We start from the raw sequence: 22,584 nt of genomic DNA on the forward strand, positions 1-22,584 counted from the left end.
CCAAATAAAAAAGAAAGTGAGTTTTTTTATGAATACTATACCAAATTTATTACTTCCTTATTCCCTTCATCATGAAAGTAAAAATGCCGTTTGGCAATTAAGTACATTATTTTTAGAACATATACCATTTCATCATGATCGACTTATTTTCTGCTGTATTGGAAGTGACCGTTGTACAGGTGATACCCTGGGGCCATTAACAGGTAGTTTTCTTAATAAATCTGTTAGTTTTCCATATGAAGTTGTAGGCTCTTTAGAAGATCCTTTACATGCTCTTAATTTAGACTCTACATTACAACAGCTACACAATCATACAACAAAACCTTTTATTATTGCGATTGATGCTTGCCTTGGTAGCGAAAAAAATGTTGGGCATATTTCTGTACAAAATGGACCCATTTTCCCTGGTAAGGCTGTTAAAAAACAATTACCTCCAATTGGTGACATTTCTGTTAAAGGAATCGTCAATATTGGAGGCTTTATGGAGATGCTGGTTTTACAAAATACAAGACTTCATATTTCTTATGCAATGGCGGAAAAACTTTCAAGAGCACTATTACTCGCTGCACATCGTTTCTCACTGAAAAGTATAGAAGATAGCGACCATAATGCCGACAACGACGATACCTGGCAACAAGTTGGCAGCCTTGATCTTGGTTAAGCCTGCAATATTTAAACCAATGGCCAAAATCATGACACCACCTACAGCAGTCATCTCTGTAATAAACATTTGTAACGCTTCATCTGGTATAAAGGAGCTAATGACACCCGCGAAAAGTGCAATCACTCCTTGATATAGGAAGACAGGCACTGCAGATAATAGTACACCTATGCCTAATGTAGATGCTAAGATAATCGAAGTAAATCCATCGATTAAACCTTTCGTTATGAGTACATTATGATCATTACGCAAGCCACTATCAAGTGCACCTATGACAGCCATAGAACCGACTACAAAAATCAATGAAGCCGTTACAAAACCCTCTGCAATACTAATTTGATTATTATCAGTACGTTTTTTGCTAAATAAAGATTCAACCCATTGCCCCAGTCGATTCATTTGTTTATCTAAGTCTAACCATTCGCCAATAACAGTACCTACAACTAAACTTACCACCATTATAATAAAGTTATCACTTTCAAAGCCCATTTTAATACCTAAAAGTGCAACTGCTAAGCCAATAATTGATAATACAGAAGACTTCATTGATTCCGGAATATTTTTAAAAATTCTCCCTACAACCGAGCCTGCTATAATTAATAATGCGTTTATTAAAGCTCCAAATAAAACCACGGTTCAGCCTTCCTTCTCTCTAGAAAAATAGAGAGCGCCTTATAATTCGGCGCTCTGACTACGTTATAGAAATTTAGCATTACTCATCTTGTAAATTTAATATTTCTAAAATACGTTCTAAATCATCCTCAGAGTAAAACTCAATTTCTATTTTCCCTTTATTATTAACCTTCTTTATTTGGACATTTGTTCCAAAATAATCTCGTAGTTGTGACTCCTTTGCTACAACAAATATATCCTTTTTCTTTGGCTGAATTGTTTCACGTGAAACTTCTTCATTTATAGTTTGGACTAGCACTTCAACCTGACGTACATTTAAGCCTTGTTTAATAACCTTATTTGCGACCTCAGGAATTCTTCTTTTATTTTTCAGCCCTAGTAATGCTCGTCCCTGTCCCATTGATAGAGTGCCATTGTTCATCAACGCACGAACATCCTCAGGTAGTGCTAGTAAACGAACATGGTTGGCGATATGTGGTCTACTCTTCCCTAATCGCTTGGATAACTCCTCCTGTGTTAAATGTAAGTTTTCCATTAAACTTTGGTAAGCTTCAGCCTCTTCAATAACTGTTAAATCTTCACGCTGTAGATTTTCTAAAATAGCTAGCTCCATCATTTGTGCATCTGAGAATTCTTTTATAATGGCAGGAATAACCTCTAAACCTGCTAATTGAGCGGCACGATAACGTCGTTCCCCAGCAACAATTTCATATTTACGCCCTTTCTTACGTACTGCAATAGGCTGTAGAATGCCATGTTCCTGTATGGAGTCTGCTAATTCTTGTAACGTTTCTTCATCAAAAATTTTACGAGGCTGAAATGGGTTTGCAACAATTAACTCTAATTGAATTTCCTCTACTTGCCCACTTTGTTCTAAAGACTCTCCAGGAAATAACGCACCAATGCCTTTTCCTAAACCTTTAGCCATTTTTAATCACTTCCCTCGCCATCTCTAAATAAACTTCTGCACCTCTTGATTTTGCGTCATAAATGATTATTGGCTGCCCATGACTTGGGGCCTCACTCAATCGCACATTACGAGGAATAATTGTTTTATATACTTTATCTTGGAAATATTTTTTTACTTCATCAATTACTTGTAAGCCTAAGTTTGTTCGTGCATCAAGCATCGTTAATAGCACACCATCAATGTAAAGTTGTTGATTTAAATGCTTCTGCACTAAACGAACAGTAGATAATAGCTGACTAAGCCCTTCTAATGCATAATATTCACATTGAACTGGAATAATTAATGCATCGGATGCAGTTAAAGCGTTAATAGTTAAAAGCCCTAAAGAAGGCGGGCAATCAATAATGATATAATCATAGTCTTCTTTCACATTTTGAAGTGCATGCTTTAAACGTACCTCTCTTGATATGGTTGAAACTAATTCGATTTCCGCTCCAGCCAATGAAATCGTTGCCGGAACAATGGATAAGTTTTCTACATTTGTTTCTTGAATGACATTTACAACGTTTTCATCATCAATTAAGACATCATAAATACAGCCTTGAAGTTCTCCTTTATTAACACCAAGTCCACTTGTTGTATTGCCCTGTGGATCAGCATCAATTAATAGCACTTTTTTTCCCAAATATGCTAGACAAGCGCTCAAATTGACCGATGTCGTTGTTTTACCTACGCCACCCTTTTGATTGGCGATTGCTATAATTCTACCCATTTAAAAGCACCTGCTTCCATCTATCAAAGCTCACTTTGACAAATCATTTGTAAAATCACTACTCAATACCGCTATCTAATTCTCATTCTATCAAAAAAACAGAAAAGAGTTGTATAAAATATTAAGAATATATACAAAAAAGGAGGCATCTCAGATATATTTCTGAAATGCCTCCTCTAAACAGAAGGAAAAAAGTCAATTTATTATTTTTCTAAAATAATATTAGCTTTAAGATTTTTTCTTTTTTGGTATTTTTACTGTAATTTGATAATATTCCTCTGTGTCTTCTTCCTCCGTCTTAACCGTTATACCACTTTTGGTTACCATTGATAGCGATTGTTTAATCGTATTCAAAGCAATACGGACATCTTTACTAATTGCCTTACGTTTTGGTCTAGCTTTCTTTGGCGCATCTTCCTCTTGATCTGCTGTCTCTGGATGTAATAATTGATGAATGTGCTCCTCTAGCTGGCGAACATTCCAATCATTTTCAATTGTCTGTTGCAAAATCTCTAGTTGTAATGGCTGATCTTTAATCGCAATTAATGCACGTGCATGTCGTTCAGATATTTTACGCTTCAAAATTGCTTGCTGCACTTCATCCGGCAGCTTTAATAAACGTAATTTATTGGCTACAGTGGATTGTCCTTTTCCAAGTCGCTGGGCCAAAGCTTCTTGTGTCAGCTCATGAAGCTCTAATAATTTTTGATAGGCTACAGCTTCTTCAATCGCAGTTAACTCCTCACGCTGTAAGTTCTCTATTAAAGCAATAGATGCTGTTTCCTTATCAGTTAAATTACGTACAATAGCAGGGACTTCTGTCCATTGTAGCTTTTTCATCGCTCGATAACGACGTTCTCCAGCGATGATTTCATATTGATTTTCTGATGTTTTACGTACAACAATTGGCTGAATCACACCATGTGTATGAATGGTTCTTGATAATTCTTCAATTTTTTCATCATCAAAAATAGTACGTGGCTGAAAACGGTTAGGTACAATTTGATCAATAGGCAATTTTATGACTTCTTCTGTTGTATGAACCGCCTCTGCTTGTTCTACTTCATTTTTCACAATAGGCTCTGTTTTACTTCCGCCTCCAAAAAAACGTGAAAAAGGACTTTTCATCCAAGTGGCACCACCTTTAAGTAACTATCTTGCTAAGTGTCATTCTATTATTATTTATTATATTTCTTAAAATGTATATAGTTCATAGATGTCAATTGCGTGAACCATCCATAACTAGTATGTATGCTCAAAATAGAAAAATTATTTTCTACTTTGAGAAGTTTCACATGAAACACTAATTATTGAATTGGTGTTTTATTTGGTACACCTGGTTTACGCGGATATTTTTTCGGTGTTCCTTTTATTTTATCAAAGATATATAAAATACGGTCACTTTCTTCAACAGGTAAATGGAAAGAAAATTCTTCTTTTAATGAAACGCCTAATGTAGTCAATGCTTTTTTAGCATCTTTTAATTCTTCTGCACCTGCTGCTGCTTTTAAGGCAACAAAATATCCACCCTGTTTTGCTAGTGGTGCACATAGCTCTGATAAGACCGATAGACGGGCTACTGCACGAGCTGTTACAACATCAAACTGCTCACGATATTTTGGATTTTGACCAAATTCCTCTGCTCGGGCATGTACAAAATGCATATTCTCTAATTGCAGCTCATCACTTAAATGATTTAAAAATGTAATTCTTTTATTTAAAGAATCTACAATAGTGATGTGTAAATGTGGGTAGCAGATTTTAATTGGAATACTTGGGAATCCAGCCCCTGCTCCAACATCACAAACTGTTGTCACGGTTGAAAAATCAAAATAGAAGGAAGCACTAATGGAATCGTAAAAATGCTTTAAATAAACACCTTCTAAATCAGTAATAGCCGTAAGGTTCATTTTTTCATTCCACTCAACAAGGAGTTCAAAGTATTTTTTAAATTGAGTGATTTGATGATCAGAAAGCTCTATCCCCTTTTCCTTTAATGCCTCAATAAATTGTTGTTCATTCATGTAAAGTCTCCTTTAGCTATATGGCCAGTAAGCGTATCTGAGATATGCTTAGCATAGCCTGAAAAATAGGAAGCGGGCACAATGGTATGCCCGCCCCTTATTCACTTTACTGTTCTTAATGATTAGCTGCTTACTTTCGCAATCTTACCTTGTTCAATATAAACAAGCAGAATGGAAATATCTGCAGGATTAACACCAGAAATACGAGAGGCCTGCGCAATAGAAAGTGGTGTAACTTGTTTTAATTTTTGACGCGCTTCTGTTGCTAAACCTGAAATAGCATCATAATCAATATTTTCTGGGATTTTTTTATTTTCCATTTTATGAAGCTTTTCCACTTGTTGCAATGCTTTTTCAATATAACCTTCATATTTAAGCTGAATCTCGATTTGTTCCTTCTCTTCTTCCGAAAATTCAACATCTGCAGGAATTAGTGAAGAAATTAATTCATAATGCATCTCTGGACGTTTTAATAAATCCGCTCCACGAATGCCATCTTTCAGTTCACTACCACCTACAGAGCGAATAACAGTCTGTGTAGCTTCATTGGGTTTAATAATAATATCTCGAAGACGTGCAATTTCACTTTCAATTAGCTCTTTTTTCTCATTGAATTGAGCATATCTTTGTTCTGCAATCATTCCCATTTTATACCCTAGCTCCACTAAACGTAAATCAGCATTATCATGGCGAAGAAGTAAACGGTATTCAGCACGAGATGTTAGTAAACGATACGGTTCATTTGTACCTTTTGTTACAAGGTCATCGATTAATACACCAATATAAGCATCTGATCGACTTAAAATTAGCTCTTTTTTTCCAAGGGAGTTTGCCGCAGCATTCATCCCTGCCATTAAGCCTTGAGCAGCTGCCTCCTCGTAACCAGATGTTCCGTTAATTTGGCCTGCTGTATATAGCCCTTTAATGCGCTTTGTTTCTAATGTTGGCCATAACTGTGTAGGCACAATCGCATCATATTCGATAGCATAGCCAGCACGCATCATTTCTGCCTTTTCTAAACCAGGGATCGATTTTAATAAGCGTGTTTGTACATGCTCTGGTAAACTTGTTGATAAACCTTGAACATAGACTTCGCGTGTATTGCGACCTTCTGGCTCTAAGAAAATCTGATGGCGTGGCTTGTCATTAAATCGCACAACTTTGTCTTCAATAGATGGACAGTAACGTGGCCCCGTTCCTTTAATCATCCCTGAGTACATCGGGGATAGATGTAAGTTAGCCTCAATAATTTCATGTGTTTCAGGGCTTGTATAGGTTAACCAGCAAGGGAGTTGATCCATGATAAATTCAGTCGTTTCAAAGCTAAAGGCACGTGGAACATCGTCTCCTGGTTGGATTTCCGTTTTGTCGTAATCAATTGTACGGCTGTTCACGCGTGGCGGAGTTCCAGTTTTAAAGCGAACAAGATCAAAACCAAGCTCTTTTAAATTATCGGCTAGTCGAATAGAAGGCTGTTGGTTATTAGGACCACTTGAATATTTAACATCTCCAATAATGATCTCACCGCGAAGGAAAGTTCCTGTTGTGACAACTACTGTTTTAGCACGATAAGCAGCGCCAATTTGTGTAACAACACCTTTCACTTCTCCATCCTCAATAATTAACTCTTCCACCATTCCTTGATGGATCGTTAAATTTGCAGTTTCCTCCAACACACGTTTCATTTCTTGTTGGTATAAAACTTTGTCTGCCTGTGCTCGTAAAGCTCGTACCGCAGGACCTTTCCCTGTATTTAACATACGCATTTGAATATGTGTTTTATCTATGACTTTCCCCATAGCTCCGCCTAAAGCGTCAATTTCTCGTACTACAATACCTTTTGCAGGACCACCAATTGATGGATTACATGGCATAAACGCAATCATATCTAAATTGATCGTCAACATCAGTGTGTTAGCACCCATTTTGGCAGCAGCGTGAGCAGCTTCTGAACCCGCATGACCTGCGCCAATGACGATAACATCAAACGTGCCTGCCTCATATTTTGTTGGCATAGCTCGTATCTTCCTTTCTTTCGTAAATTTATTTTCCTAAGCAGAACTGTGAAAATAGCTGATTAATTAGGCTTTCCTGTACAGTGTCACCAATAATTTCGCCAAGTATTTCCCAAGTTCTTGTTACATCAATTTGTACCATATCTACTGGTACACCTGCTTGTGCAGCAGCTAATGCATCCTCAACCGTTGCTTGTGCTTGATGCAATAATGCAATGTGTCTTACATTTGATACATATGTTAAATCGCCCGCTTCGATTTGTCCTTCAAAAAATAGCGCTGCAATTGCTTCCTCTAATTCCGTGATACCTTCTTCTTGTAAAAGAGAAGTTGTCACAATACGATGACCACCCGCTAACTCTTTTACGCGGGCTATATCAATTTTCTGTGGTAAATCTGTTTTATTGACAATGACGATGTAATCCATTGTCTTAATTGTTTCGAATAAACGTTCATCTTCGGCAGTCAATTCATCAGCATAATTTAATACAAACAAAATTAAATCCGCTCCACGTAAAGCTTCACGAGAGCGTTCTACTCCAATTCGTTCAACGATATCCTCTGTTTCACGAATTCCAGCTGTATCCACTAAACGTAGTGGTACACCACGTACATTGACGTACTCCTCTATAATATCACGAGTTGTCCCTGCAATATCTGTCACAATGGCCTTATTCTCTTGGACTAAACTATTTAAAAGAGAAGATTTACCGACATTTGGGCGACCTAAGATAACTGTAGATAAACCTTCACGTAGTATTTTTCCTTGAGAGGATGTTTGCAGAAGTTTCATAATTTCATTACGTACCCACGTACATTTTTCTACTAATACAGGTACTGTCATCTCTTCTACATCATCATACTCAGGATAATCTATATTAACCTCTACTTGTGCTAATGTCTCTAGTAATGCTTGACGTAAATCACCTATTAAACGCGACAATTTCCCATCCATTTGGCCTAAAGCCACATTCATCGCTCGGTCTGTCTTAGCTCTTATTAAATCCATTACCGCTTCAGCTTGCGATAAATCAATACGTCCATTTAAAAATGCTCGTTTTGTAAATTCACCTGGCTCTGCTAATCTTGCGCCATTCGTTAAAACTAATTTCAATACTCTGTTTACAGAAACAAGACCACCATGACAATTTATTTCTACTACATCCTCACGCGTGAATGTTTTTGGTCCACGCATTAATGACAGCATTACTTCCTCTACAACCTCATTTGTTTTAGGATCGACTAAATGCCCATAATGAATCGTATGTGTAGCCTTCGTTGTTAAGCTTTTTCCACCAGGCGATCTGAATATTTTATCTGCAATTGCCACTGCTTCATCTCCACTTAATCGGACAATAGCTATGGCTCCCTCACCCATTGGTGTGGATATCGCAGCAATTGTATCAAACTCCATTTAATGACCTCCTCAACGTTATCCACATGTGGATAATTAAAAACCGACCAAAACTTACTAACACCTTAGACTAACATATTTTCAATAAAATCTAAAGTAAGGATATTTTCCAATTGTGGATAAATAAATAGAGAATTTTAATGGATAAAAAAAAAGCCATTTTATCTTAACGATAAAATGACTCATGTTTTGTCTGTATGTTTTACGAAGTTTAACCGTTCTTTACAGGTTCAATTACTAAATAACGATTTGGCTCCGTTCCTTCTGAGTATGTTTCAAGATCAAGGCGATTTGCCAATTGATTATGAATAATTTTTCTTTCGTATGACTGCATTGGCTCAAATGCTACACGTTGATTTAAGCGAAGTGCTTTATCTGCCATACGATCTGCTAGTAACTCTAGAGCCTCCTGACGACGTTCACGATAGTTTTCAACATCTAATTTCACCATTAAGAATTGCTTAGCACTTTTATTTAATACAAGTTGTGTCAATTGCTGTAGAGAATTTAATGTTTGACCACGTTTCCCTATAAGCAGTGCAGCTTTCTCACATTTCAGCTGAAATAAGACATATTTCCCTTCGCGTGTCGTTTCTATGTCAAGATCATGGATATCCAATTGCTTAGCGATATTTACTAAGTAAGCTTTTGCCTCATCAATAGGATTAACTGAGGACTCTGGTTCTTCTGTGACTTGTTGAACTGCTTCGATTTCACTTGGTTGCTCAGAAACTTGTGAACTTTTTGTATCAACATCATCTATTACTGCTGGTTCCTCCAATTGATTCAGATTTAGCTTTTCTACCTTCTCTGTTTCAACTATCGGAATCTGTACTTCCTTTACTGTCACACGTATCTCTGCTGAACGTGCCCCAAAACCTAAAAATCCTTTTTTACCTTCTTGTAAAACTTCAACATCTACTTGTTCACGGGTTTTGCCAAGTTTCTGTAACGCCAATGAGATCGCTTCTTGTGTTGTTGCGCCTATTTGCGTAAGTTGTTTCACTTTTTAGCCCCTCCATTTTGAGCAGGTTGTGTTTTATCTTTATTCCAAGGTTTATAAATAAACAGGTTTTGAATAATCGAGATAATATTACCGATTATCCAGTATAGCGGTAATGCTGCTGGCAATGCCATACCGAAAGCAATAATCATAAATGGCATAATATACATCATCATTTTCATTTGAGGGTTGTCCATAGCTGGACCCGTACGTAATACAATAAATTGCATTAAACCTGCAGTAATTGCTAAAGCTGGTGCAGGATCTGCTAATGGGAAGATAAAGAAATTCCCTAAATCAAACTCTTTTGAAGCATTCATACGACTGATTGCATGATAGAAACCAATTAAAATTGGCATTTGAATGATTACTGGCAAACATCCAGCAACTGGATTTACACCTGACTCACTCATTAGCTTCATCATCTCTTGCTGATATTGCTGCTGTGTTTGTGCATCCTTAGAAGCATACTTCTTTTGCAGTTCCTTCAATTTTGGCTGAATTTCTTGCATCTTTTTAGAACTCTTCGTTTGCTTAATCATCAATGGCAGAATCGCTAAACGAATAATAATCGTTACAGCAATGATTCCCCATGCATACGTACCGAGCAGATCAGCAAAGTATTTTATCGCTGATACCAACGGCCAAACAATGAATTCATTCCAGAAGCCAGTGCTATCTTTGGAAATTGGTTCATTGAATTCTGTACAACCAGAAAGCAGCAATGCTACTGTTACTAGCGACAAAATTACCCAAAGTTGTTTCTTCAACCTTCTTCCCCCTACAAATACTATTCACTTTTTCTAAATCTATATTCGTGCTACTCTATTCATTTTTTGTTTTCTTCTGAATAAAGTTATCAGTTATTTTATCATGCCTATAACGTTTCACTCTACTAAATATTCTAACAATATACGCTTATTTACTTAAGTAATGTTACTAATTTTTCATATATTGCTGTGAAACATCAATATTATATACCCCTATACGTATTTTCTAGCTTTATTTTACAAAAGAAATACTACAAAAAATAAAGGCGCTTTTCCCACTTTGGCTGCCATCTGTATTACGTTTTCTTCAATACCTTTGCGATTCGTAGTACATGCTGCAAACTTTGTTTCACATCATGAAAATCCATAGTGGCCGCCGGTTTTCTGGCGATAATAACATAGTCCATATTCGGCTTAAGCTCATCCTTTAACTCATGAATACTTTGTCGAATATAGCGTTTAATCTGGTTGCGGGTTACTGCATTCCCAAGCTTCTTGCTAACTGATAAACCTATACGAAATTCAGTTTGTCCTTCTTTCATCAGAAAATAAACGACAAACTGACGATTAGCGAAAGATTTACCTTTTTTAAACACCTTTTGAAAATCCTCATTCTTCTTTACTCGTTGGCGTTTTTTCATTACTTTCACCTGCTACTAGATAATATCTTTTGATCCTCATTTCTAGCTTTACTAAAAATAAAGAAAAAAAAGACCACTGATGTGGCTCAGTGGACTTATTTTATGCTGATAAAACTTTTCTTCCTTTACGACGACGAGCAGCAAGAACTTTACGACCGTTTTTCGTGCTCATACGTGCGCGGAAACCGTGAACTTTACTGTGCTTACGTTTTTTTGGTTGGTAAGTACGTTTCATTTATATAGACACCTCCTGAATGAAAGTTGAATTTTTCAACATACAGACCTGAATATTATATAAAGCATCTAGTTGTTTTGTCAATGAATTTCATAAATTTCTTTCGTCAAATGAAATTACTCTTACGTCTATTACTTTTCCCTCCAGTTTTATTGCTGCATTTGTTCAAACATAATGTTAGTTCAGCTATTTATTAGGATCTGGTTCTTAGTCTTCCTGTCTCTTAAATAAAAATAAATTATCCACAGGGGACTTGTTTTTTTTACACAGAGTTGTGTATAGTATTTTTTGCATGTTTTTTTATCCACAATATTTATCTACAGCTTTTTCACATAAACAGAGGCTGTGGACAACTCGAGAGTGCATAAATAGATGGTATGTGGATAAGTTTCGTAAACTATTGAAATAGCTTTGTTTTTCTGATACGATTACTGTGCTTCACTTTGTTGAAAACTGAAATTGACTTTTATTTTATCCACAACTGTTGATATGCTGTGGATAATTTTTATCACAGCCTTTGGTTAACTTTTATCCACAGCTTGTGGGTTTGTGGATGAAGTGTAAAATGAACGTATTTTCCCTTTTATAAATGCACTATTTTTTTGTTGTAATTGTATTGAACTGTAAAGGAGATTAGCAGCTTGGAACATTTAGAAGAACTATGGAACAATGTCCTGGCTCAAGTTGAACAAAAAATTTCTAAACCAAGCTTCGAAACGTGGCTAAAATCTACGAAACTACTTACTTATAATGGGAGTGGTTCTACTGTAACAATAGCCGCGCCAAATTCGTTTGCTCGAGACTGGCTTGAGAATCATTATATTCATTTGATTACAGGTATATTAACGGAGCTTACAGGCGAAGACTTGCTTATTAAATTTGTTGTTCAAAAAAACCAGGATTCGGACGATTTTGATTTACCAGCGCCGATCATCCAAGCAAAAAATAACGATCACCATGATATTTCACCAGGTATGTTAAACCCGAAGTATACTTTTGATACGTTTGTTATTGGCTCTGGTAATCGCTTTGCACACGCTGCCTCACTTGCTGTTGCTGAAGCGCCCGCGAAGGCTTATAACCCATTTTTTATTTATGGGGGCGTAGGGCTTGGCAAGACACACTTAATGCATGCAATTGGTCATTATGTTTTAGAACATAACCCAAATGCCAAAGTAGTCTATTTATCATCTGAAAAATTTACAAATGAATTTATTAACTCAATTCGGGATAATAAGGCACTTGATTTTCGTAACAAATATCGCAATGTAGATGTACTGCTAATTGATGATATTCAATTTTTAGCTGGAAAAGAATCTACTCAGGAAGAATTTTTCCATACTTTTAATACATTGCATGAAGAATCGAAACAAATTGTTATTTCCAGTGACCGTCCTCCAAAGGAAATTCCGACTCTGGAAGACCGTTTACGTTCTCGTTTTGAATGGGGATTAATCACAGATATTGCACCACCGGATTTGGAAACTCGTATCGCTATCCTTCGAAAAAAGGCAAAGGCTGACGGTTTAGAAGTGCCAAATGAGGTAATGCTCTATATTGCGAACCAGATCGACTCCAATATTAGGGAGCTTGAAGGTGCGCTTATTCGCGTCGTTGCCTATTCATCACTAGTAAACAAGGATATTAATGCTACTTTGGCTGCAGAAGCATTAAAAGATATCATTCCTAATTCGAAGCCGCGAACTGTCACTATATTAGACATTCAAAATGCAGTAGGAGAGCATTTTAATATACGTTTAGAAGATTTTGCTGCCAAAAAACGTACAAAATTAATTGCTTTCCCACGTCAAATTGCGATGTTTTTATCCCGCGAATTAACAGATTTCTCGCTGCCGAAAATTGGCGAAGAATTTGGTGGACGTGACCATACTACTGTTATACATGCTCATGAAAAGATATCTTCCATGTTGAAAAATGACGTTCAACTACAACAAGATATTAAACAAATTAGAAGCATGTTAGGAAAATAATCTGTGGACAATTCCATTATTTAAACACAAACTTATGCACAGTCTATCTACATGTGGATAGACTGATTTTATTGACTTAAATATACTTATCCACAAATCCACAGGACCTATTACTATATCTTTTTTATTTTATATAAATAAATAATATAAATATGTGAGGGAAAACGAATGAAATTTGATATTTTACGTGACCGTTTATTAGAAGGTTTAAATGATGTCATGAAAGCTGTAAGTTCTAAAACTACGATACCTATTTTAACGGGGATAAAAATTGATGTTACTGAGGAAGGAATTCGTTTAACTGGTAGTGACGCTGATATTACTATTCAAACATTTATTCCAGTTGAAGAGGATGGGCAACAAATCATTCATATTACAGATACAGGATCGATTGTTGTACAAGCTCGTATGTTTAATGAAATTGTGCGTAAATTACCAACAAATGAAGTTGAAATTCACGTAACACCTGGTTTCCAAACGCATATCCGTTCTGGGAAATCAGAATTTCATTTGATTGGATCAGATGCTGCAGAATACCCATTACTACCCGAATTAACAGAAGATCAAAAATTTACTATTCCTGCTGACTTATTAAAGTCTATTATCCGTGAAACAGTATTCGCTGTCGCTACTTCAGAAAGCAGACCCGTGTTGACAGGTGTAAACTGGCAAATAAAAAATGAAGCATTAATCTGTGTTGCAACAGATAGCCACCGATTGGCAAGACGAAAAGTTCAGTTAGAAAATTTACCTGAAGTTGAACATAGTGTTGTTATTCCAGGAAAAAGCTTAAATGAGTTAAATAAAGTATTAGAAGATTCAACAAACCTTGTTCAAATTGTTATTACGAGCCAACAGGTGTTATTTAAAACTGGAGAAGTATTGTTCTTCTCTCGTTTACTAGAAGGGAACTACCCAGATACAACACGTTTAATTCCAGAAGAGTATCAAACAAATGTAACGATTAATGGGAAATCATTATTACAAGCAATTGATCGTGCTTCGCTCGTTGCTCGAGGTGATCGTAATAATGTTGTACGTTTTGAAATTCTAGACAACCAAGCTGTTGAAGTTTCTTCTAATTCTCCAGAAATCGGTAAAGTACAAGAGGAGATTCCAGTAGAATTACTTGAAGGCGAGAACTTAAAAATTTCCTTTAGTGCGAAATATATGATGGAGGCATTAAAAGCCATTGATGGTCAAGATGTCGTCATCCAATTTACAGGAGCAATGAGACCATTTATTTTACGTTCTGTTCATGATGATGCAATATTACAGTTAATTTTACCTGTACGTACTTATTAAAAATTCAAAGTACTTTCGATAGAAAAACAAAACGAACTGTATGGACTTAGAAAACATTAGGATAGTCGCTAATTGCGGCTATCTTTTTTTACTTATGATGAATTTTTAGGTATGATAGAGAGATAGACAGTCTGAATTTGGAGGGGAACACAGCTATGAAGGACATTGAAATTGATGTGGAGTTTGTCACGTTAGGGCAGCTTTTAAAAATGACCGATGCGATTAGCTCAGGTGGTATGGCGAAATGGTTTTTACAAGAAAATGATGTATATGTAAACGGAGAAGTGGATGATCGCCGCGGTCGTAAATTACGTGACGGAGACATCGTTAATATTCCTGGATGTGGTCGATTTCGTATCGTTGGATCCACTGGACAGTAAGATATGCATATAGAGCAGTTAAAACTTACAAATTACCGTAACTATGATGCCTTAGCTTTAAAATTCTCTCCAAAAATTAATGTTTTCATTGGTGAAAATGCGCAAGGAAAAACAAATGTAATGGAATCTATTTACGTATTAGCGATGGCTAAATCCCATCGAACGACGAACGATAAAGAATTGATACGTTGGGATTCAGACTATGGTAAAATAGAAGGGGCCGTTCAAAAAAGGCATGGTATTTTACCGATAGAGCTTACGATTACAAAAAAAGGCAAGAAGGGTAAGATAAATCATATAGAGCAAAGTCGCCTTAGTCATTATATTGGTCAAATGAATGTCGTGATGTTTGCTCCCGAAGATTTGAATGTTGTAAAAGGGAGTCCTCAGATTCGACGACGTTTTATTGATATGGAGATTGGGCAAATTTCGCCTGTTTATTTACATGATTTATTAACCTTTCAAAAAATTTTAAAACAACGTAACCACTATTTAAAAATGAATCAAGGGAAAACAATGATAGATGACGTGATGTATGAGGTCTATAATGAACAATATATTCACGCTGCTACCCAAATTATTCGAAAAAGATTTCAATTTATGGATTTATTGCAAGAGTGGGCTGAACCGATTCACGGAGGTATTTCACAAGGGAAGGAAATACTGCTTATAAAATATCGCACCGTAGCTGGTATAGAAAAGCATCATACTACCAGTGAAATTGAAAACTTCTTGCATAAAAAGCTAATTGAAGCTAAGGAGCGAGAATTTGATCGGGGAGTAACATTAGTGGGTCCACATCGAGATGATTTGCAGTTTCTAGTAAACGGCTATGATGTACAGACTTATGGTTCGCAAGGACAACAACGTACTACCGCTCTTTCATTAAAACTTGCTGAAATCGAATTAATTAAACAAGAAACGAATGAAACACCCATACTACTTTTAGATGATGTATTGTCAGAACTCGACGATTATCGCCAATCGCATTTACTAAATACCATTCAGGGTGAGGTTCAAACCTTTGTAACGACTACAAGCGTTGATGGAATTCATCATGAGACAATGGAGCATGCACAGCTGTTCCACGTGAAACAAGGAGCGATTGAAGAAAGTTAGCCCGGGTAGTTTTTTAGATTACAAAAGAATGGTAATAGTCAGCTCGGTTGACTGTTCATTCATTTACACAAACGATGTTATGAAGGAGTAGATGAAAGCCGTGGCTATAGAGAACGAAGGTTTACAAAATCAAGCTTATGAAGCCGATCAGATACAGGTATTGGAAGGTTTAGAAGCGGTACGTAAAAGACCTGGTATGTATATCGGTTCGACAAGCTCTAAAGGGCTTCACCACTTAGTATGGGAAATTGTTGATAATAGTATTGACGAAGCACTAGCAGGATTTTGTACAGATATAAAAGTAACTATAGAAAAAGACAATTGGATTCGAGTAGAAGATAATGGTCGTGGTATTCCAGTAAGTATTCAAGAAAAAATGGGTAAACCTGCTGTAGAGGTTATCATGACAGTGCTACATGCGGGTGGTAAGTTCGGTGGCGGCGGCTACAAAGTATCTGGTGGTCTTCATGGTGTTGGGGCATCTGTTGTGAATGCACTATCAGTTGAAACGATTGTTCAAGTACATCGTGAAGGTCATATTCATGAAATTAAATTTGAGCGTGGTCAAACGGTTCAACAGCTATCAATTATTGGGGATACAGATCATAATGGCACAACTACACGTTTTAAAGCCGACCCTGAAATATTTAAAGAAACTACTGTTTATGAATATGACATTTTAGCTCATCGTATTCGTGAATTAGCTTATTTAAATCGTGGTATAAAGATTACAATTGCTGATGAACGTGAAAATGAGGAGCGTTCTACTACTTATCACTATGAAGGTGGTATTCGTTCTTATGTAGAGCATTTAAATCAATCGAAAGAGCCAATCCATGATCCAATTGATGTGCTTGGAGAAAAGGATGGCATTTCAGTTGAAATTGCTATGCAATATAATGCTGGATTCTCCTCAAATATTTTTTCATTTGCTAATAACATTAATACGTATGAAGGCGGTACACATGAATCTGGTTTTAAAACAGCCCTTACACGTGTTATTAATGATTACGCACGAAAAAATGGACTTTTAAAAGAGTCAGATGCAAATCTTACTGGTGAAGATGTTCGAGAAGGTTTAACGGCTATTGTTTCTGTTAAGCATCCGGATCCACAATTTGAAGGGCAAACGAAAACAAAGCTTGGTAACTCTGAAGTTAGCCAAATTACTAACTCCTTGTTCTCAGATGGTTTTGAACGATTTATGTTAGAAAATCCAACTGTTGCTCGTAAGGTTGTAGAAAAAGGTTTAATGGCTGCTCGTGCACGTGTTGCTGCTAAAAAAGCACGTGAATTTACACGTCGTAAAAATGCACTTGAAGTATCAAGTTTGCCAGGTAAATTAGCTGACTGTTCATCAACAAACCCATCTGAATGCGAAATTTATATCGTTGAGGGTGACTCTGCTGGAGGATCTGCGAAATCTGGACGTGACCGACACTTCCAAGCAATCTTACCGTTACGTGGTAAAATCCTTAACGTTGAAAAAGCACGTTTAGATAAAATTTTATCGAATGCAGAGATCCGTGCAATGATTACAGCATTTGGCACAGGTATTGGTGAAGAGTTTACTTTAGAAAAGGCTCGTTATCATAAAATAGTTATTATGACAGATGCCGATGTTGATGGTGCGCACATCCGCACATTACTTTTAACATTCTTCTTCCGTTTCCTTCGACCTCTCATAGAGGCAGGTTATATTTATATTGCACAGCCACCTCTTTATCAAGTTAAGCAAGGTAAACATGTTGAGTATTGCTATGATGATGTTACTCTTCAAGCAATTTTAGAACGGTTACCGAAAATGCCAAAACCAAATGTACAACGATACAAAGGTCTTGGAGAAATGAATGCAGAGCAGCTTTGGGAAACTACAATGGATCCTGAGCACCGCACATTGTTACAAGTAGAATTAGATGATGCAATTAAAGCAAACCAAGCATTTGAGCGTTTAATGGGCGATGAAGTTGAACCACGTCGTCAATTTATCGAAGAGAATGCAGTATACGCTAATTTAGATATTTAATTTTTCTTGAGAGGAGGTCTACACTTTGTCAGAACAAGAACGCTCCGGTGTTAAAGGAGTTAATATAACAAAAGAAATTGAAACATCCTTCCTCGATTATGCGATGAGTGTAATAGTTTCTCGTGCATTACCAGACGTACGAGATGGATTAAAGCCTGTACATCGCCGTATTTTATATGGCATGCAGGAACTAGGGAATACAGCAGATAAAGCGTACAAAAAATCAGCACGTATTGTTGGGGACGTAATGGGTAAATACCACCCACATGGTGACTCATCTATTTATGATGCAATGGTACGTATGGCGCAAGATTTCAGCTATCGTTACATGTTAGTTGATGGTCATGGTAACTTTGGATCTGTTGATGGAGACGGAGCGGCAGCGATGCGTTATACAGAATCACGTATGTCTCGTATTGCAATGGAAATGCTTCGTGATATCAATAAAGACACAATTGACTATACAGATAACTATGATGGTTCAGAAAAGGAACCTATCGTCCTTCCTAGTCGCTATCCAAACTTATTAGTAAACGGAGCGGCGGGAATTGCAGTTGGTATGGCGACAAATATTCCGCCACATCAACTTGGAGAAACGATAGATGCAGTGATAGCACTTTCAGAAAATCCAGCTATCACAACAGAAGAATTGATGGAAATCATTCCAGGACCTGATTTCCCAACTGGTGGATTAATTTTAGGTCGTAGTGGTATTCGCCGTGCCTATGATACTGGTCGTGGCTCCATCATTATTCGCGCAAAGGTAGAGATTGAACAAAAATCAAATGGTAAAGAAACAATTCTTATTCATGAATTACCATACCAAGTGAACAAAGCTAAGCTTATTGAAAAAATAGCAGAGCTTGTACGCGATAAAAAAATTGATGGTATTACAAATTTACGTGATGAATCTGACCGACGTGGTATGCGGGTAGTCATTGAAATTCGTAAAGATGCAAATGCCAATGTAGTGTTAAATAATTTATATAAACAAACAGCTATGCAATCGAGCTTCGGTATTAATATGCTGTCATTAGTAAATGGTCAGCCTAAAGTAATGGGCTTAAAAGAAATGTTGCATCATTATTTAGAGCACCAAAAGGTTATTATTCGTCGTCGTACGGAATTTGACTTAAGGAAAGCGGAAGATCGTGCACATATTTTAGAGGGCTTACGTATTGCTCTTGATCATATTGATGAAATTATTGCTATTATTCGTGGTTCACGTAGTGGTGATGAAGCGAAACCTCAATTAATGGAGCGATTCAATTTATCTGAACGCCAAGCGCAAGCTATTTTAGATATGCGTTTAGTTCGTTTAAGTGGATTAGAGCGTGAAAAGATTGAAGCAGAATACCAAGAGCTTCAAATATTAATTGCTGAATTAAAAGCAATTTTAGCTGATGAGGCTAAAATCGTTGATATTATTCGCACTGAAATATTAGAGGTAAAAGATCGCTTTAATGATACACGTCGCACTGAAATTACTTCTGGCGGTTTAGAAATGATTGAGGACGAGGATTTAATTCCAGTCGAAAATTCAGTCGTAACTTTAACGCACAATGGTTATATCAAACGTTTAGCTGCGAATACATATCGTAGTCAAAAACGTGGCGGTCGTGGTGTACAAGGTATGGGCACAAATGAAGATGATTTTGTAGAGCATCTTATGAATACTTCTACACACGATACAATTTTATTCTTCACTTCAAAAGGGAAAGTGTTTAGAGCAAAAGGTTATGAGATCCCGGAATTTGGTCGTACAGCGAAAGGATTACCGATTGTTAACTTACTCAATATTGAAAAAGGTGAAAAAGTAACCGCAATGATCCGTGTAGCTTCATTTGATGAGGATGCATACTTTATCTTCACTACTAAAACAGGTATTACAAAGCGTACACCAGTATCTCAATTTGCTAATATCCGAACAAACGGCTTAATAGCTATAAGTTTGCGAGAAGATGATGATCTTATATCTGTTCGTTTAACAGATGGCGAGAAACAAGTGATTATCGGTACTCGTGATGGAATGCTTGTACGTTTCCAAGAGGATGATATTCGTTCAATGGGTCGTACTGCAGGTGGTGTACGAGGTATTAAACTACGTGATGGTGACGAAGTAGTTGGTATGGAAATCGTTGAACCGGAACAGGAAATTTTAGTTGTTACAGCAAAAGGTTACGGTAAACGTACATCTGAAGAGGAATATCGTTTACAAAGCCGTGGTGGTGTTGGATTAAAAACAATTCAAATCACTGATAAAAACGGTCCAATGGTAGCTGTAAAAACGGTTGATGGTTCAGAAGATTTAATGCTGATCACAATTAATGGCATGCTAATCCGTATGGATGTCAATGATATCTCATTAATTGGTCGTAGTACACAGGGTGTTCGTTTAATTCGTTTAGGCGATGACGAGCTTGTTGCAACTGTAGCAAAGGTTGAAAAAGAAGAAGAACCTAATGAAGAAAATGATGAAATAGAAGAATAATAAGGGAACCGATGACGGCAGGGAAAATTGCCGTCATCGGTTTTTTAGCATAAATCATGAAAAATAAGTAATTATTTTGAATTCCATGATAAAATGAAATTAACCGTAAAGTAAGCGAAATAGTGAAGAGGTGTTAATTGCATGGAAACTATACATGTCCCAATATCGGAGTTGCGTGTAGGTAAAGTAATTTCTGAGGATATTTTTGCAAATACACAATATCCTATAATATTTAAAAACACAATCATTTCTCATGAGCATTTACAAGTTTTTTTTGCTTTTAATATTTCAAGAGTTTCTGTTTATAAGGATGGTACGGACCAACAATCTGAAGTCGGTGAAACGGATTTAATTGCACCACCTGAGGCTGTTCCAACTTTTAAGAGAGTCTATGATAATTCTGTTGAGCAATTTAAAAAGGAATTTAAAAATTGGGAAGCTGGTGCAAAGGTTGATATAGCCAAAGCACGATCAATTATTTTGCCATTAGTGGAAATGGTGTTAGAGGATCGTGCAATTATCTTTGATTTAAATGAGTATTCAAACCCTAAAGATTATTTATATCATCATTGTGTTGCAACAGCATTGATTTCAGCAGTGATAGCACAAAAATTGGGCTATGATAGAGGAACGACGATTCAAGTTGCTATTGGGGGACTGTTAGCTGATTGTGGAATGGCAAAAATTCATCCTCGGATTCGCGATAAGAAGACAACTTTAACAGAGCAGGAATTTGAGGAAATTTATAAGCATCCGACCTATAGCTATAATATGGTCAAGGATTTAACAATCTTAAAAGATACAATGAAGGAAGCAATTTATCAACATCATGAGCGTTTAAACGGGAGCGGTTATCCAAAAGCTGAGAAAATAGCAAATATTTCTATGTTTGCTCAAATTATAGCAGTTGCAGATGTTTTTCATGCAATGACATGTGAACGTGTATATAGAGCTAAGCAATCATCCTTTAAAGTAATTGAAATGATTAATGAATCTGAATTTGGAAAATTTGATATTAAAGTAGTTCGAGCACTTATTGATATTGTTGCTGACTTACCAATAGGTACAATTGTAGAGCTATCTAATTTGGAACGTGGGGAAGTAATGTTTGTAAATAAATTTGCACCAACACGACCACTTATCAAATTATGCCTTTCAGGCGAGATTTTTGATTTAGGAAAAAATCGCACATTTTATATTTCACGTATTATAACGAATTAATAATAATTGAAGGACAATCAGTGATAAATTATCCCTTCTAAGTAGATGTTGAAAAATGGCAATAGTAATAGTCAAAACAATTCTGTTTGGAAGGGGTTTTCTATGAGCAAAAAAGGGAGATTCTTATTACAACATGTAAGCGGAGAACAAAGGGAAGAAGATAATAAGGACGATGTAGATAAATAGAAATAATCATCAATCGGAAATGCGCTTACTTTAAACCTGAAAGAGATTGTATCTTGAATACCTATATATTTGTTTTTTTAAAGTGATAATAAGATTGAGACAACTCTAAAAAAGCGTAAATGCAAGAACAAAGTGTGCGGTACATTAGTGGCAGAAAACGCTCTTTTCTTGATAAAGGTACTTCTATATTCAATATTTACTAAATCATTCTTAGATAAGGAGCCAGTAGTGGGCAAAGTTGTAAAACAAAATGGGTATGAACAAGTAAAAATGTGATTGTAAATATTTCAATGTGTTTTTACTGGATGAAAATAATTATGCCTTTTGACAATCTAGTTATCTTTTTTAGTATGTACACTTAACTTATTTTTGAATGCATACATATAGCCTATATTATAATTCTTTTACATATAGTAAGTAGTTGTTAAAAACATTAAGAAAATGAGTACTAAAAATGACTACTGTATAAAGTCTTTTTGATTTATTAACATTGGTAGGAGTAAGCCTGTTCATTGGATGGATTTATCTGTGTAAAATTATATAATCAATAAATAATATAGTGTGTTAGTGTCTTCTAATTACTAAGTTGATATAGGAATGAAATAGTTAATTATAAAAAATATATAATTTTTTTGAGAAAGTGTTGACATAGTTATAGAATATTGATATTATTAGTGAGTCGCCAAGAGGTGATACTTAAATTGAAGAAAATGAACCTTGAAAACTGAACAGCAAAACGTAATCAATAAAGTTTTTAGTAGCTAGCTTCCACTAGTGAACAAAACAA

Annotated in this window: 19 protein-coding genes; 8 read left to right on the forward strand and 11 right to left on the reverse strand. The window is 36.2% G+C overall.

Translation table 11 applies throughout. From position 1 onward, the window contains the following. The first annotated feature begins 28 nt into the window (after positions 1-28). The gene (yyaC, locus tag AC1RNS_RS23310) at positions 29-661 is read left to right on the forward strand and encodes a spore protease YyaC (RefSeq protein ID WP_492996143.1); all 633 of its coding nucleotides are present in this window, start codon (positions 29-31) and stop codon (positions 659-661) included. Here the strand turns inward: yyaC and AC1RNS_RS23315 are convergent. The 11 genes from AC1RNS_RS23315 to rpmH form a co-directional block, all read right to left on the reverse strand. Beyond that, the gene (locus AC1RNS_RS23315; RefSeq protein ID WP_492996144.1) at positions 578-1,294 is read right to left on the reverse strand and encodes a DUF554 domain-containing protein; all 717 of its coding nucleotides are present in this window, start codon (positions 1,292-1,294) and stop codon (positions 578-580) included. The two genes, yyaC and AC1RNS_RS23315, sit on opposite strands and share 84 nt — an antisense overlap. A gap of 79 nt (positions 1,295-1,373) precedes the next feature. Next, entirely contained in the window at positions 1,374-2,222 is an 849-nt protein-coding gene (locus AC1RNS_RS23320; protein ID WP_492996145.1) for a ParB/RepB/Spo0J family partition protein, read from the reverse strand. After that, positions 2,215-2,976: a ParA family protein gene (locus AC1RNS_RS23325; RefSeq protein ID WP_427543825.1), complete on the reverse strand. Its 762-nt coding sequence runs from the start codon at positions 2,974-2,976 to the stop codon at positions 2,215-2,217. Before AC1RNS_RS23325 ends, AC1RNS_RS23320 begins: the two co-directional genes overlap by 8 nt. 228 nt (positions 2,977-3,204) lie before the next feature. Continuing rightward, entirely contained in the window at positions 3,205-4,104 is a 900-nt protein-coding gene (gene noc / locus AC1RNS_RS23330) for a nucleoid occlusion protein (RefSeq protein WP_492996146.1), read from the reverse strand. 179 nt (positions 4,105-4,283) lie between these two features. After that, the gene (gene rsmG, locus AC1RNS_RS23335; protein ID WP_492996147.1) at positions 4,284-5,000 is read right to left on the reverse strand and encodes a 16S rRNA (guanine(527)-N(7))-methyltransferase RsmG; all 717 of its coding nucleotides are present in this window, start codon (positions 4,998-5,000) and stop codon (positions 4,284-4,286) included. Positions 5,001-5,122: 122 nt separating this feature from the next. Further along, entirely contained in the window at positions 5,123-7,015 is a 1,893-nt protein-coding gene (mnmG, locus tag AC1RNS_RS23340; RefSeq protein WP_492996149.1) for a tRNA uridine-5-carboxymethylaminomethyl(34) synthesis enzyme MnmG, read from the reverse strand. 28 nt (positions 7,016-7,043) lie between these two features. Then, positions 7,044-8,429 (reverse strand): tRNA uridine-5-carboxymethylaminomethyl(34) synthesis GTPase MnmE, encoded by a 1,386-nt coding sequence (mnmE, locus tag AC1RNS_RS23345; protein ID WP_492996150.1) that lies wholly within the window; start codon positions 8,427-8,429, stop codon positions 7,044-7,046. 211 nt (positions 8,430-8,640) lie between these two features. Then, positions 8,641-9,435, reverse strand: a complete 795-nt coding sequence (jag, locus tag AC1RNS_RS23350; RefSeq protein ID WP_492996151.1) for an RNA-binding cell elongation regulator Jag/EloR — start codon at positions 9,433-9,435, stop codon at positions 8,641-8,643. Continuing rightward, positions 9,432-10,202, reverse strand: coding sequence for a membrane protein insertase YidC (gene yidC / locus AC1RNS_RS23355; RefSeq protein WP_492996153.1), 771 nt, complete (start codon positions 10,200-10,202; stop codon positions 9,432-9,434). The genes jag and yidC overlap by 4 nt, the downstream gene beginning before the upstream one ends. A gap of 296 nt (positions 10,203-10,498) precedes the next feature. Next, positions 10,499-10,843 carry a ribonuclease P protein component gene (rnpA, locus tag AC1RNS_RS23360; RefSeq protein WP_492996154.1) on the reverse strand — a complete coding sequence of 115 codons (345 nt, stop codon included), beginning with the start codon at positions 10,841-10,843 and terminating at the stop codon, positions 10,499-10,501. A 100-nt stretch (positions 10,844-10,943) separates the two neighbouring features. Continuing rightward, entirely contained in the window at positions 10,944-11,078 is a 135-nt protein-coding gene (gene rpmH / locus AC1RNS_RS23365; RefSeq protein WP_004233310.1) for a 50S ribosomal protein L34, read from the reverse strand. Between the two features lie 641 nt (positions 11,079-11,719). Between rpmH and dnaA the strand changes: the two genes are divergently transcribed. The 7 genes from dnaA (at position 11,720) to AC1RNS_RS23400 (ending at position 21,611) form a co-directional block, all read left to right on the forward strand. After that, the gene (dnaA, locus tag AC1RNS_RS23370) at positions 11,720-13,069 is read left to right on the forward strand and encodes a chromosomal replication initiator protein DnaA (RefSeq protein WP_283870210.1); all 1,350 of its coding nucleotides are present in this window, start codon (positions 11,720-11,722) and stop codon (positions 13,067-13,069) included. Positions 13,070-13,237: 168 nt separating this feature from the next. Further along, a complete protein-coding gene (gene dnaN, locus AC1RNS_RS23375) occupies positions 13,238-14,374 on the forward strand; it encodes a DNA polymerase III subunit beta (RefSeq protein ID WP_492996157.1) in 1,137 nt (378 codons plus the stop codon). 155 nt (positions 14,375-14,529) lie between these two features. After that, positions 14,530-14,754 carry a S4 domain-containing protein YaaA gene (yaaA, locus tag AC1RNS_RS23380; RefSeq protein WP_054771591.1) on the forward strand — a complete coding sequence of 75 codons (225 nt, stop codon included), beginning with the start codon at positions 14,530-14,532 and terminating at the stop codon, positions 14,752-14,754. A 3-nt stretch (positions 14,755-14,757) separates the two neighbouring features. Next, complete coding sequence (gene recF, locus AC1RNS_RS23385) at positions 14,758-15,873, forward strand: DNA replication/repair protein RecF (protein ID WP_492996158.1); 1,116 nt, start codon at positions 14,758-14,760, stop codon at positions 15,871-15,873. A gap of 91 nt (positions 15,874-15,964) precedes the next feature. Next, positions 15,965-17,899, forward strand: coding sequence for a DNA topoisomerase (ATP-hydrolyzing) subunit B (gene gyrB, locus AC1RNS_RS23390; RefSeq protein ID WP_492996159.1), 1,935 nt, complete (start codon positions 15,965-15,967; stop codon positions 17,897-17,899). 25 nt (positions 17,900-17,924) lie between these two features. Continuing rightward, positions 17,925-20,390 carry a DNA gyrase subunit A gene (gene gyrA / locus AC1RNS_RS23395; protein ID WP_492996160.1) on the forward strand — a complete coding sequence of 822 codons (2,466 nt, stop codon included), beginning with the start codon at positions 17,925-17,927 and terminating at the stop codon, positions 20,388-20,390. Between the two features lie 141 nt (positions 20,391-20,531). After that, positions 20,532-21,611: an HD-GYP domain-containing protein gene (locus tag AC1RNS_RS23400; RefSeq protein WP_492996162.1), complete on the forward strand. Its 1,080-nt coding sequence runs from the start codon at positions 20,532-20,534 to the stop codon at positions 21,609-21,611. Positions 21,612-22,584: the final 973 nt, after the last annotated feature.

This window comes from Lysinibacillus sp. GW821-FHT14F06 (assembly GCF_058803665.1).

Coding starts and splice junctions, on each gene's coding strand:
- gyrB (WP_492996159.1), top strand. CDS start 15,965: ATGAAAGCCGTGGCTATAGAGAACGAAGGTTTACAAAATCAAGCTTAT.
- rnpA (WP_492996154.1), bottom strand. CDS start 10,843: ATGAAAAAACGCCAACGAGTAAAGAAGAATGAGGATTTTCAAAAGGTG.
- dnaN (WP_492996157.1), top strand. CDS start 13,238: ATGAAATTTGATATTTTACGTGACCGTTTATTAGAAGGTTTAAATGAT.
- recF (WP_492996158.1), top strand. CDS start 14,758: ATGCATATAGAGCAGTTAAAACTTACAAATTACCGTAACTATGATGCC.
- AC1RNS_RS23320 (WP_492996145.1), bottom strand. CDS start 2,222: ATGGCTAAAGGTTTAGGAAAAGGCATTGGTGCGTTATTTCCTGGAGAG.
- noc (WP_492996146.1), bottom strand. CDS start 4,104: ATGAAAAGTCCTTTTTCACGTTTTTTTGGAGGCGGAAGTAAAACAGAG.
- yaaA (WP_054771591.1), top strand. CDS start 14,530: ATGAAGGACATTGAAATTGATGTGGAGTTTGTCACGTTAGGGCAGCTT.
- AC1RNS_RS23325 (WP_427543825.1), bottom strand. CDS start 2,976: ATGGGTAGAATTATAGCAATCGCCAATCAAAAGGGTGGCGTAGGTAAA.
- AC1RNS_RS23400 (WP_492996162.1), top strand. CDS start 20,532: ATGGAAACTATACATGTCCCAATATCGGAGTTGCGTGTAGGTAAAGTA.
- mnmE (WP_492996150.1), bottom strand. CDS start 8,429: ATGGAGTTTGATACAATTGCTGCGATATCCACACCAATGGGTGAGGGA.
- rpmH (WP_004233310.1), bottom strand. CDS start 11,078: ATGAAACGTACTTACCAACCAAAAAAACGTAAGCACAGTAAAGTTCAC.
- yyaC (WP_492996143.1), top strand. CDS start 29: ATGAATACTATACCAAATTTATTACTTCCTTATTCCCTTCATCATGAA.
- mnmG (WP_492996149.1), bottom strand. CDS start 7,015: ATGCCAACAAAATATGAGGCAGGCACGTTTGATGTTATCGTCATTGGC.
- rsmG (WP_492996147.1), bottom strand. CDS start 5,000: ATGAATGAACAACAATTTATTGAGGCATTAAAGGAAAAGGGGATAGAG.